The sequence below is a fragment of the Pseudomonas sp. B2021 genome (genome assembly GCF_018135665.1).
In the GTDB taxonomy this organism is placed as follows: domain Bacteria; phylum Pseudomonadota; class Gammaproteobacteria; order Pseudomonadales; family Pseudomonadaceae; genus Aquipseudomonas; species Aquipseudomonas lactis.
In genome coordinates this window covers 2,052,177-2,063,906 of record NZ_SMOF01000001.1, presented here as the reverse complement: position 1 = coordinate 2,063,906, position 11,730 = coordinate 2,052,177, and the positions used below count along the sequence as shown (strand labels likewise).

The following is an 11,730-nucleotide window of genomic DNA, read 5'->3' as shown; positions in this document are numbered from 1 at the left end:
CGGGCACACCGAGCCTAAGCGAGGTGCCGAGTGGTGGGGCAAGAGCCCTTTTGGTTACTTTTGGCTGGGCCGGCATTCCGGGCTCTTTTCCAAAAGTGACCCGCTGTCAGAGCGGAACCCTAGGTGGCCGTTACCTAAATAACGGATATGTACCCGGTCCAACTGTGTTGACTGTTAGGCCGTCTTCGCAGGCAAGCCAGCTCCGTCAGTTAATAGCATTCCAAATCGAAAATAAAAAAGGCGACCTGAACACGGTCGCCTTTTGTCATTGCGCGTACTGCTTGCTCAACCCCGGCGGCACGCCTTGCACATTGGTTTCTTCCCATGGCCCATTGGGGCTGATGGAGCGGCTCCAACCGTTACTCCAGCGGTAGTAGGTGCGCTGGCGGTAGAAGGTGTCAGGCTGGTCGTCCAGCACATACACCTGCATCTTGCCGTCCCAATGGCTGGCGGCGCCCGGCGGTGGGGCGAAGGTCGGCGATTTGCTTGGCAGAGGTTTGGGCGCCGGTGTCACGGGGCCGGAAGGTTTGGTGCTGGGCTTGGTGCTCGGCTGCGTAGATGGGCCAACAGGTGGAATAGTCGGGCCGGTCGGCGCCGCAGGTGGGCGGTGGACCGCACAGGCGCTCAGGCCGAGTACCAGGCTGAGCAGGGTGATGCGTGCATATGCGGTCATGGGCGTGTCCTCAGAATTACTGGTCCGGAGTGTCGATGGTCAATTGCTGCAGCGCAGTGGTGCTGCTGGCCAACGGTTGGCTGCGGCCGATCCATTCGCCAGTGGTCGGTTGGCCGGCCCGGGATATGCGCGCAACCAGTTGGACTTCGGGGAAGTTGGACAGTTTCAACTGCGGCATCATCGCGTCGGCATCGCCCAGTTCGACGGTAACGGGCAATGCGTCGACGGTCACACGCTTGGCCGCCAAGGGCGCCGGCGGGCCGTTAACGGCGCGGGCGAAGATGAACACGCTGTCGCCTGGCAGGGCCTTGGCTTTCACCTCGGCGGATAGATCCACACGCACTTTCAAAAGCGCTTTTGGCACCTGAGCGACGCTGCCACCGATCTCCTTGAGCTTCTCTGCCGCGCGGTCAATTCCGCCTTGCAAGGCGACGCGGGAGTTGTCCTCTGGCGGCAATTGCGCGAGCAGGCGGTTCCAGTAGTCGATGGCTTCCTGATAACGCTGGCCCTCAAAGGCGGCGATACCCAGCAGGCCGAGACTGGTGACTTCCTTGGGGTCGAGCTTCAAGGCTTCGTCGGTCAGCGCCTGAACCTTCGGCGACCACTGTTTGTTGTCGGCAAAGTACTGCGCCTGGGCCCATTGGCCGAGCAATTCCGGTTGGCGCCCGGCCAATGCAACCGTACGTTCAAAGACTTTGGCGGCATCGGCGGCACGGTCCTGGGCCATATAGGCGCGCCCAAGGAAGTACAAACCTTCTGCCGAATCCGGTTGCGCGGCGGCGGCGCGTTCCAGGCGGCGAGTCATATCGGCCATGGACACCGGCGGTTGGGAAAACTCACGGGTCAGTTCAACCTTGTCGCTCGCCCCATAATGCAGGTACAGCGCAACGCCCAGCACAGGCACCAGAAACGCCGCCAAAAACGGTAACGGTTTGCCTAACCGCGATTCACGGGGCTTTTCCACGCCTTCGGTGTCGGCCAGCAACTCGCGGGCCGCTTCGGCGCGGCCCGTGTCGAGTTGCGCGGTATTCAACACACCTTCGTCCTGCTGCGCTTGCAGCTCAGCGACGCGTTCCTGGTACAACGCCACGTTCAACGCGGTGCGATCCTCTTCGCGCTGGGCACGACGGCCACGCAACACAGGGATCAACAGGAAACTCAGGGCAATCAGTAGCAGCAAACCGGCTGCGAGCCAGAAATCAATCATCAGTCTTGGTGTCCAGCAATTGGTCGAGGCGTTTGCGCTCTTCAGGGGACAGCGCATCAGCGCCATCAATCGGTGCAACGCGGCGACGGCGCACGATCACGGCCATCACCACCACGCCGGCCAGCAACAGCCCGGCCGGGCCAAACCACAGCAGCGCGGTCTTGCCGGTGAGCGCCGGTTTGTAGCGCACGAAATCGCCGTAGCGGTCGACCATGAAGTCGATGATCTGCTGGTCGTCCTTGCCCTCCCCCAGCATGCGGAAGATCTCTCGGCGCAGGTCAGTGGCGATCGGGGCGTTAGAGTCGGCGATGTCCTGGTTCTGGCACTTGGGGCAGCGCAGTTCCTTGGTCAAATCGCGAAAACGCTCACGCTCGGCGTCGTTGGCAAATTCATAAGTGTCGATGGCGGCATGGGCCACACCAGCCAGGCCCAGGGCTAAAACAGCTGCGGTCAACCAACGCTTCATGGCTTGGCCTCATCGACTAGCGCCTGGTACTTGGCGGCCAGCTGTTCGCGCCACACCGTTTCGTCGATCACGCCGACGAACTTGTCGCGGATCACACCTTTGGCATCGATGAAGAAGGTTTCCGGCGCGCCGTACACGCCGAGGTTCAACCCCAGGTTGCCGTCTTCGTCGCGGATATCCAGCTGGTACGGGTTATGAAATTCCGCCAGCCACTTCAAGGCCGCCGCATTGTCGTCCTTGTAGTTGATGCCGTAGATCACCACGCCCTTCTCGGCCAGCTTGTTCAACACCGGATGTTCGACGCGGCAAGAGATGCACCAGGTGGCCCACACGTTGACCAGCGCCGGCTTGCCCTGCAAGTCGGCCTGGGTGAGGGTCTTGTCACCCTGCACCGTTGGCAGGTTGAAGGCGGGGAACGGCTTGCCGATCATCGCCGAGGGCAGCTCGGCCGGGTCCAGGTACAACCCGCGATACAAAAACACCGCCATCAGCAAAAACAACGCCAGCGGCACAACCATCAACCAACGCTTCATACCGCAGCTCCCGAAAGGCCCAGCGCTTCACGCACCCGGCTCTTGACCTTGACCCGATAGCGCCGGTCCAACGCCGCGAGCAACCCGCCGAACCCGGTGAGCAACCCGCCGAACCAGATCCAGCGCACGAAGGGTTTGACATGCACGCGCACGGCCCAGGCGCCGTCGCCCAGGGGTTCACCGAGGGCCACATACAGGTCACGGGTGAAACCGGCGTCGATGCCAGCCTCGGTCATCATCGAACTCTGCACGGTATACAGACGTTTTTCCGGGTGCAGCACGGCGATTTCCTTACCATTGCGCACCACGCGCACAGTACCTTTGTCGGAGGTGAAGTTCGGCCCTTCGAAGTGCTTGGCACCTTCGAAGATGAAGTGGTAACCGGCCAGGTCCATGGACTCGCCCGGCGCCAGGCGCAGGTCGCGCTCGGCGCTGTTCTGGCTGGACAGCACCACCCCAAGGGCGCACACCGCGATACCAATATGGGCGATCTGCATGCCCCAGTAGCTGCGGGTCAGGGTGGGCAGGCCCTTGAGCAAACCCTTGTGACGCGTCTTGTCGACGATGTCACGCACGCCAGCCAGTAACACCCAGGCCGCCAGCAGGAACGTCGCGAGTACCGCCCAATTGAAGTCGCCGTAGGCAAACCCGGCGATCACCGCCAGGGCCACGCTGCCGAGCAGCACCGGCATCAGCATGCCCGCCAGCCATTTCACCGGGGTGTCTTTCCAGCGCACCAGCACACCGACCGCCATCACCACCATCAACAGGCCCATCAGCGGGATGAACAACGCATTGAAGTACGGCGGCCCCACGGACAGCTTGGCGCCGCTCAAGGCGTCCAACACCAGCGGGTAGAGCGTGCCGAGCAGGATCATCGACGCGGCCACCACCAGCACCAGGTTATTGCCCAGCAACAGGGTTTCCCGCGACCACAGGTTGAAACCGACCTGGCTCTTGACCACCGGCGCGCGCAGGGCAAACAGGGTGAGCGAACCGCCGACGACAAACAGCAGGAAGATCAGGATAAACACGCCGCGCTCAGGGTCTGAGGCAAACGCATGCACCGAGGTCAGCACGCCCGAGCGCACCAGGAAAGTGCCGAGCAGGCTGAGGGAAAACGCCGCGATGGCGAGCAGTACCGTCCAGCTCTTGAACACACCACGTTTTTCGGTAACGGCCAGGGAGTGAATCAGCGCGGTGCCCACCAGCCACGGCATGAAGGAGGCGTTTTCCACCGGGTCCCAGAACCACCAGCCGCCCCAGCCGAGTTCGTAGTAGGCCCACCATGAGCCCAAGGTGATACCGATACCGAGGAAGGCCCAGGCGACGATGGTCCATGGCCGTGACCAGCGCGCCCAGGCGGCGTCGAGACGCCCGCCGAGCAAGGCGGCGATGGCGAACGCGAAGGCCACGGAAAAGCCCACATAGCCCATGTAGAGCATCGGCGGGTGCACGATCAGGCCGATATCCTGCAGCAACGGGTTGAGGTCGTGACCGTCCACCGGGATCTGCGGCAGGATGCGGGTGAACGGGTTGGAGGTCATGATCAGGAACAGCAGGAAACCGATGCTGATCATGCCCATCACCGCCAGCACCCGCGCCAGCATCACTTGCGGCAATTGGCGCGAGAACACCGAGACAGCGAAGGTCCAGCCGCCGAGGATCAAGGCCCACAGCAGCAATGAACCTTCGTGGGCGCCCCACACGGCGCTGAACTTGTAGTACCAGGGCAAGGCGCTGTTGGAGTTGTTGGCAACGTAGGCGACGGAAAAATCGTCGGTCATGAAGGCATAGGTCAGGCAACCAAAGGCGAACAGCAAGAAAGCGAACTGGCCCCAGGCGGCCGGCTGCGCCAGGCTCATCCACAGGCGATCGCCGCGCCAGGCACCCAGCAAGGGCACCACGGCCTGGACCACCGCAAAGCACAGCGCGAGGATCATCGCCAACTGGCCCAACTCAGGAATAAACAGTGCGGACGTCATGGCTTAGCCCTCCTTGGCTGGGGCGGCGGGCGCGGTTTGGCCGCTGTCTTTCAAGGCTTTGGTGACCTCGGGCGGCATGTATTTTTCATCGTGCTTGGCCAGCACTTCGTCAGCCACTACCACGCCGTCGGCGTTGAGCTTGCCCAGGGCGACAATGCCCTGGCCTTCGCGGAACAGGTCCGGGAGAATGCCGCGATAGGTGATGGTCACGGCCTTGTTGAAGTCGGTGACCACGAAGGTCACGTCCAACGAATCGCCGGAACGCTTCAACGAGCCCTGCTCCACCATGCCGCCGGCGCGGATGCGCGTATCGACCGGCGCTTCGCCATTGGCGATCTGGGTGGGCGTGTAGAACAGGTTGATGTTCTGCTGCAAGGCGCTCAGGGCCAGGGTCACGGCAATGCCGACGCCGACCAGGATGGCAAGGATGATCAACAGACGCTTTCTACGCAGCGGATTCACTTTTCAGTCTCCCGGCGCAGACGTCGCGCCTCTTGTTGCAGGTAACGTTTGCGGGCCAGGATCGGCGCGGCGACGTTGAGGGCCAGCACCGCCAGGCAGATGCCATAGGCCGTCCAGACATACAGGCCGTGGTGGCCCATGGCGAGAAAATCACTGAAAGAAGCAAAACTCATCCGCGTGCTCCCAGGCAGTTTTGCACTTCGGCTTTGACCCAACTGGTACGGGCTTCACGCTTGAGCACTTCAAGGCGCATGCGCAGCAGCAATACGGCACCGAAGAAACAGTAAAAGCCCAGCACCATCAGCAGCAACGGCGCCCACATTTCCACGGGCATCGCCGGTTTTTCGGTGAGGGTGAAGGTGGCGCCCTGGTGCAGGGTGTTCCACCACTCCACCGAGTACTTGATGATCGGGATGTTGATCACGCCGACAATCGCCAGCACCGCGCAGGCCTTGGCGGCGCTGTCGCGGTTGCTGATGGCGTTGCCCAAGGCGATCAGGCCGAAATACAGGAACAGCAGGATCAGCATCGAGGTCAGTCGCGCATCCCACACCCACCACGAACCCCAGGTCGGCTTGCCCCAGATTGCACCGGTCACCAGCGCCACGGCGGTCATCCACGCACCGATGGGCGCGGCGCATTGCAGGGCCACATCGGCCAGCTTCATCTTCCAGACCAGGCCGACGATGCCGCACACCGCCAGCATCACATAGCAGGACTGGGCCAGCATCGCGGCAGGCACGTGGATATAGATGATGCGAAAGCTGTTACCTTGCTGATAGTCCGGCGGCGCGAAGGCCAGGCCCCAGACCAGGCCGATGCCGATCAGCAGGATGGCGGCGATACTCAACCACGGCAGCAGCTTGCCACTGATGCCATAAAACCATTTGGGCGAGCCGAGCTTGTGAAACCAGGTCCAGTTCATTGCTGTTTCCATCACGGTGCTTTTCGTCGTGGCGAAAAGCTCAGGGTCTTTACTGACTCCGCGTCGTTAACGCAGGGTCAGACCTCATTATTCGCCGACGCTGATTTTCAGGCCGGCGGCTATAGCAAAAGGTGTCAGGGTTACCGCCAGGGCGGTCAGGCTGCCAAGCCACAAGAGGTAACCGGTCGCCGGCATGCCCATAAGCGCGGCTTGTAACGCGCCACTGCCCAGGATCAACACCGGGATATACAAAGGCAGAATCAACAGAGCCAGCAACAGCCCGCCACGCTTCAAGCCGACCGTCAACGCTGCGCCCACCGCCCCCAACAGGCTGAGCACCGGCGTGCCGAGTAACAAGGACAGGAGTAGCACCGGCAGGCATTCAACGGGCAACCCGAGCATCATGGCAAGCAGTGGCGAGAGCAAGACTAGCGCCAAGCCGGAAAAAGCCCAGTGTGCCAGCACCTTGGCCAGTACCAGAAGTGGCAAAGGGTGCGACGAAAGGACCCACTGTTCCAGGGAACCGTCTTCGAAATCACTGCGAAACAGCCCGTCCAGCGAGAGCAGAACCGATAAAAGCGCGGCGACCCACACCAGTCCCGGGGACAAGGTTTGCAACAGTTTAGTCTCCGGGCCGACCGCCAGCGGGAAAAGCGCAATCACGATGGCAAAGAACACCAGCGGGTTGGCCAGTTCGGCGGGGCGACGGCACAGCAGTCGGGCTTCACGGGCCACCAACAGGGCGAACACACTCATAGCGACCACCGCCCCAGGTCCAGCTCACGGTAGCCAGCCGGCATGCGCGCCAAGGTGTGGTGGGTGGTGAGCACCACCAGGCCGCCTTGTTCGCAGTGCTGGGCCAGGTGCGCTTCGAGTTGAGCCACGCCTTGTTTGTCGAGGGCCGTGAAGGGTTCGTCGAGAATCCACAGCGGCGGGCCGGGCAAGTACAAGCGGGCGAGGGCCACGCGGCGCTGCTGGCCGGCAGACAGGGTGTGGCAGGGAACATCTTCAAAGCCCTTGAGGCCCACCGCGGCCAGGGCCTGCCAGATGGCGTCACGGGAAGCAGGATGATGCAGGGCGCTGAGCCAACTGAGGTTTTCTTCAGCGGTGAGTACGTCCTTGATGCCGGCGGCGTGGCCGATCCAGACCAGGTTGCGCGCCACCTCGCTACGTTGTTCGTTCAACGGCTTGCCGTTGAGACGCACCACGCCGGCCGTGGGCTGCATCAGCCCGGCCAGCAGGCGCAGCAGGCTGGTCTTGCCGCTGCCATTGGGGCCACTGACCTGCACCATGTCGCCACCCGAAAGCCGCAGGTCGAGTTGCTCGAACAGCAGGCGCAGGTCGCGTTCACAGGCAAGCGCTACGGCTTCAAGAAGAGGGCTGGTCAAAAGATCGCGGGCCTTTACGGTTCAAGTCGGCGGTGCAGCGGCCGTTATAGAGAGATGCACAATAACGGCTTTGGCGACCGATTTTAGAGAGCTGGATCAAATAGTTGTGAGTTTTTACCGCTCTCTTTGCAGACGGGCGGCATTATACATGCGATGCCCTACTCTAAAGAGGGCAATTTCCCCAGAGACGATGCGTACGATGACCGGTGAGATCAATCTTCCTCCACTGCCGCCAGCCTCCACGCCCGGGCCTGCTCCACTGCCTGGGGCCGGCGCGTTGCTCAAACTGCTGGAGCCACAGGCCGGGTTGATCGAGCCGGGGAAAACCGTGAACGCTGAGGTCATCGCGCTTAAACAAGGCGGCGAGGCCTTTCAGTTGCTGCTCAAGTTGACCCTCGCAGGCGGCCGACAAACCCTGGTGCAGGCCAGCAGTGCCCAGCCCCTGCCCCTGGGCAGCAATGTGGCGGTAAGCCAGACACCTGCGGGCAACCTGGCCATCACCTTGCAGCAAGCCATGAGCGCCAATGTGGCCGCCCTCACCCGCCTCGACACCACGCAAATGCCGGTGGGTACGTTGTTGCAAGCCAAAGTGCTGACCACGCAGATGCTGCCTCAGGGCACGGCGCAACCGGCGATCTATCGCTCGCTGGTGAGTGTGCTCAATAACGCCCTGGCCGGTACCACCCTGACGTTGGAAAGCCCCCAGCCGTTGAGGGTGGGCAGCTTGCTCAGTGCCGTGGTGCAGAACGCGCAAACCCTGAACTTCGTACCGCTGAGCGGCTTGAAAGACCAACTGGCCGTGGCGCAACAACTCGCCACTCAGCAAAGTCGCCAAGGCTCGCTGGACGCGGTGTTTAGCGCCTTGCAAAACCTGCCCCGTGGTGACAGCACATCGGCTGAGCTGCGGGCCGCCGCCGAGCGATTATTGGCGGCCTTGCCCGATCTGGCGCAGGTCAGCAATCCCAAGGTACTGGCCCAGGTGGTGCAGAACAGCGGCGCCTTTCTGGAAGCCAAATTGCTTGCCGGGCAGAACCCGCAAATCCCACCGTTGGACATGAAAGGCGCGCTGTTACGCCTGGTCGCAGACCTGCTGCCTGCCCTGCCCGCCAGCACCAACCTGAATGCGATTCTCGCCGCCAATACCCTGGCCCAGGTGTTGCCGCACTTTGTGCGCAGCCCGCTGAACACCCTCGGCCAGGTCGGCGCCCGGCAGATACCCGCCGGCTTCCCGCTGCCCGAAAGACTGATGGCAAAACTGGAAGGTGAAGGCGACCTGGAAAACCTGCTGCGCCTGGCCGCCGGGGCGATCTCGCGCTTGCAGAGCCATCAACTGTCGAGCCTGGAACAGACCGGCACCACCGCCGACGGCCGCCTGCAAACGACCTGGCAGCTGGAAATCCCCCTGCGCACTCTGCAAGACATCGTGCCGTTGCAGGTCAAGTTCCAGCGCGAGGAGCCCGCGCCAGACAAGGACCAGCCCGAGCGCAAGGATAAAAAAGACCCGAAACAAATGCTCTGGCGCGTCGAACTGGCCTTCGACATGGAGCCACTGGGGCCGTTGCAAGTTCAGGCGCAGCTGTCCCAAGGCAAACTGTCCAGCCAGCTGTGGGCCAGCCGCCCGTTCACCGCCAGCCTGATCGAAAGCCACTTGGGCAGCCTGCGCGAGCGTCTGGTGTCATCCGGGCTCAACGTCGGCGACCTGGATTGCCATCTGGGCACCCCGCCACGCGGACCAAAAACCGGATTGGAACAACGCTGGGTGGATGAAACCGCATGAAAAACGCCGCCCCACCCCGCCAGGCCATCGCCCTCAAGTATGACGGCCAACAGGCCCCCACCCTGACGGCCAAAGGCGATGATGCCCTGGCCGAAGCCATCCTCAAATTGGCACGGGAGAACGAAGTCCCCATCTATGAAAACCCCGAGCTGGTGAAACTGCTGGCGCGCATGGAACTGGGCGACAGCATTCCAGAGGAGCTGTACCGCACCATTGCCGAAATCATTGCGTTTGCCTGGACGTTGAAGGGCAAGTTCCCAGTGGGCTACGACCCGGATGCAGGGCCAGTGGAGCGGGACGTCACTGAGCAGGGTGACGATTACTGATTGCTCATGAGGCCCATACACCAACCAACTGTGGGAGCGGGCTTGCTCGCGAAGGCGGCTTGGCAGTCAACACAGTTGGATCGTTGGGGTGTCAGGTAGATATTGGTCGGCTGTGAGGGCGTCATCGCAGGCAAGCCAGCTCCCACAGTTGGATCGTGGGGTGTCAGGTAGATAGGGGGCGGCTGGCAGGCCGCCATCGCAGGCAAGCCAGCTCCCACATTTTTTAGCGCGCGGTCAGCTCAGGACTTCGCTCAAGGGAATGAAATTGACCCGGTCGCCAATGGCCAACGTGGTCCCTTCCATCACCTCCACAAAACCCTCAGCCCATGCCGCACTGCGCAGCACCCCGGAGCTTTGGTTGCGGTAGATGATCGCCTTGCCCTGTTCGATCCGCCCGCGCAGGTACTCGCGACGGTTGCCAGGCTTGGGCCAGACAAACCCTGCCGGCACTTCGAAGCGCAACGGCTGCACCTCCATCACACCTTGGCGACGCAGCAGATACGGGCGCGCCAACAGCGCAAAGGTCACCAGGGTCGAGGCCGGGTTGCCCGGCAGGCCGATCACCGGCACGCCACGAAAATGCCCGAAGGTCAGCGGCTTGCCCGGCTTGATCGCCAACTTCCACAGCGCCAGCTCACCCTCTTCGCGCAAGGCAATGCCGAGGAAGTCCGCTTCGCCCACCGACACACCGCCGGTCGAGAGGATCAGGTCAACGCTGCCCAGCCCCGCCAGGCGCGTGCGCGTCTGTTCCAGATCATCCGGCAAAATCCCGGCATCAATCACTTCACAGCCCATGCGCACCAGCCAACTGCACAGCACGCGGCGGTTGCTGTTGTAGATCTGCCCAGGGCCGAGCGGCAGTCCTGGCTCGATCAGCTCATCGCCGGTCGACAACACGGCCACGCGCACGCGCCGCACCACCTCGAGTCGATCACGCCCAAGGGACGCGGCCAACCCCAGCTCGATGGGGCCCAGGCGGGTGCCGGCATTGAGTACGGTCTCGCCGACGGTGGTCTCCTGGCCCTGGGGACGGATGTTGTCGCCCTTGTGCAACGGCTCGGTAAAACTGACGCGCTGGTCGGCATGCACCACGGCGTTTTCCTGCATCTGCACGCAGTCCGCCCCCTGGGGCACCGGCGCGCCGGTAAAAATGCGCGCACAGGTACCGGCCGCCAAGGGTTCAGGAGCAGTGCCGGCGAAAATACGCTGGCTCACCACCAAGGGTTCGCCGGTCCAGTCCGCCAGGCGCACGGCGTAGCCGTCCATGGCACTGTTGGGCCACGGCGGCAGGTCGAGTGTGGAGATCAAGTCCTGGGCCAATACCCGGCCATCACACTCAGCCAGGGGCAGCACTTGCTGCTCGCGGATCGGTGCAGCGCCAGCCATGTCGAGCAAACGCTGCAAGGCCGCTTCCACCGGCATCAGGGCGCCGGTCTTGCCGGGCTTACCCACGGGATTCACAAGGCTCGGCCTGCTTGAGGTGCGGGACGAAGTTGCACGGGCGATGACGGTTATCGAGTTGCTCGGCAAGGATGCCGTCCCAACCAGTGCGCACGGCATTGGTGGAGCCCGGCAGGCAGCACACCAGAGTGCCATTGGCCAACCCCGCCAAGGCGCGCGATTGCACGGTGGAGGTGCCGATATCGGCCACGGAGATCTGGCGGAACAGCTCGCCGAAACCATCGACCTGCTTGTCGAGCAGGCAGCTCACTGCTTCAGGCGTGCTGTCGCGGCCGGTGAAGCCGGTGCCGCCGGTAATCAGCACCACTTGCACCACGTCTTCGGCGATCCAGTGGGCCACCTGGGCGCGGATCTTGTAGAGGTCGTCCTTGAGCAGCACGCGCTCGGCCAGGTGGTGGCCGGCGGCGGTGAGGCGGTCGACGAAGACCTGGCCGGAGGTGTCAGTCTCCAGGGTGCGGGTGTCGCTGACGGTCAATACAGCAATATTGAGGGGTACAAAGGGCGCATCGGCCTTGGCTTTCATGGCA

At 62.8% G+C, this 11,730-nt stretch carries 14 protein-coding genes; 2 read left to right on the top strand and 12 right to left on the bottom strand.

The window, feature by feature from the left end:
• Positions 1 to 265 precede the first annotated feature (265 nt).
• From E1K68_RS09410 to ccmA, 10 genes are all read right to left on the bottom strand, one after another.
• On the bottom strand, positions 266 to 673 hold the full coding sequence (locus E1K68_RS09410; protein ID WP_034135170.1) for a lipoprotein: 408 nt from the start codon (positions 671 to 673) through the stop codon (positions 266 to 268).
• A 16-nt stretch (positions 674 to 689) separates the two neighbouring features.
• Complete coding sequence (gene ccmI / locus E1K68_RS09405; protein WP_192001938.1) at positions 690 to 1,880, bottom strand: c-type cytochrome biogenesis protein CcmI; 1,191 nt, start codon at positions 1,878 to 1,880, stop codon at positions 690 to 692.
• Positions 1,873 to 2,346 carry a cytochrome c-type biogenesis protein gene (locus E1K68_RS09400; RefSeq protein WP_003189960.1) on the bottom strand — a complete coding sequence of 158 codons (474 nt, stop codon included), beginning with the start codon at positions 2,344 to 2,346 and terminating at the stop codon, positions 1,873 to 1,875. The genes ccmI and E1K68_RS09400 overlap by 8 nt, the downstream gene beginning before the upstream one ends.
• Positions 2,343 to 2,879 carry a DsbE family thiol:disulfide interchange protein gene (locus tag E1K68_RS09395; protein WP_003189958.1) on the bottom strand — a complete coding sequence of 179 codons (537 nt, stop codon included), beginning with the start codon at positions 2,877 to 2,879 and terminating at the stop codon, positions 2,343 to 2,345. The genes E1K68_RS09400 and E1K68_RS09395 overlap by 4 nt, the downstream gene beginning before the upstream one ends.
• Positions 2,876 to 4,864 (bottom strand): heme lyase CcmF/NrfE family subunit, encoded by a 1,989-nt coding sequence (locus tag E1K68_RS09390; protein WP_003189956.1) that lies wholly within the window; start codon positions 4,862 to 4,864, stop codon positions 2,876 to 2,878. Before E1K68_RS09390 ends, E1K68_RS09395 begins: the two co-directional genes overlap by 4 nt.
• Positions 4,865 to 4,867: 3 nt before the next feature.
• Positions 4,868 to 5,326 carry a cytochrome c maturation protein CcmE gene (ccmE, locus tag E1K68_RS09385; protein WP_034135169.1) on the bottom strand — a complete coding sequence of 153 codons (459 nt, stop codon included), beginning with the start codon at positions 5,324 to 5,326 and terminating at the stop codon, positions 4,868 to 4,870.
• Entirely contained in the window at positions 5,323 to 5,499 is a 177-nt protein-coding gene (ccmD, locus tag E1K68_RS09380; protein ID WP_003172771.1) for a heme exporter protein CcmD, read from the bottom strand. Before ccmD ends, ccmE begins: the two co-directional genes overlap by 4 nt.
• Positions 5,496 to 6,251, bottom strand: a complete 756-nt coding sequence (locus tag E1K68_RS09375; protein WP_003189953.1) for a heme ABC transporter permease — start codon at positions 6,249 to 6,251, stop codon at positions 5,496 to 5,498. The genes ccmD and E1K68_RS09375 overlap by 4 nt, the downstream gene beginning before the upstream one ends.
• Before the next feature lie 87 nt (positions 6,252 to 6,338).
• Positions 6,339 to 7,007: a heme exporter protein CcmB gene (gene ccmB, locus E1K68_RS09370; protein WP_003189951.1), complete on the bottom strand. Its 669-nt coding sequence runs from the start codon at positions 7,005 to 7,007 to the stop codon at positions 6,339 to 6,341.
• Positions 7,004 to 7,639 (bottom strand): cytochrome c biogenesis heme-transporting ATPase CcmA, encoded by a 636-nt coding sequence (gene ccmA / locus E1K68_RS09365; RefSeq protein ID WP_212613999.1) that lies wholly within the window; start codon positions 7,637 to 7,639, stop codon positions 7,004 to 7,006. The genes ccmB and ccmA overlap by 4 nt, the downstream gene beginning before the upstream one ends.
• A gap of 199 nt (positions 7,640 to 7,838) precedes the next feature.
• On the opposite strand from ccmA, the gene E1K68_RS09360 reads away from it, so the two are divergent.
• Together E1K68_RS09360 and E1K68_RS09355 are read left to right on the top strand one after the other, a co-directional pair.
• Complete coding sequence (locus E1K68_RS09360; RefSeq protein ID WP_057710911.1) at positions 7,839 to 9,416, top strand: flagellar hook-length control protein FliK; 1,578 nt, start codon at positions 7,839 to 7,841, stop codon at positions 9,414 to 9,416.
• Positions 9,413 to 9,742 (top strand): EscU/YscU/HrcU family type III secretion system export apparatus switch protein, encoded by a 330-nt coding sequence (locus tag E1K68_RS09355; protein ID WP_003189945.1) that lies wholly within the window; start codon positions 9,413 to 9,415, stop codon positions 9,740 to 9,742. The genes E1K68_RS09360 and E1K68_RS09355 overlap by 4 nt, the downstream gene beginning before the upstream one ends.
• A 234-nt stretch (positions 9,743 to 9,976) precedes the next feature.
• On the opposite strand, the gene glp is transcribed toward E1K68_RS09355, so the two are convergent.
• Together glp and moaB are read right to left on the bottom strand one after the other, a co-directional pair.
• A complete protein-coding gene (gene glp / locus E1K68_RS09350) occupies positions 9,977 to 11,203 on the bottom strand; it encodes a gephyrin-like molybdotransferase Glp (RefSeq protein ID WP_003189941.1) in 1,227 nt (408 codons plus the stop codon).
• A complete protein-coding gene (gene moaB / locus E1K68_RS09345) occupies positions 11,187 to 11,726 on the bottom strand; it encodes a molybdenum cofactor biosynthesis protein B (RefSeq protein ID WP_032892684.1) in 540 nt (179 codons plus the stop codon). The genes glp and moaB overlap by 17 nt, the downstream gene beginning before the upstream one ends.
• Between the last annotated feature and the right edge of the window lie 4 nt (positions 11,727 to 11,730).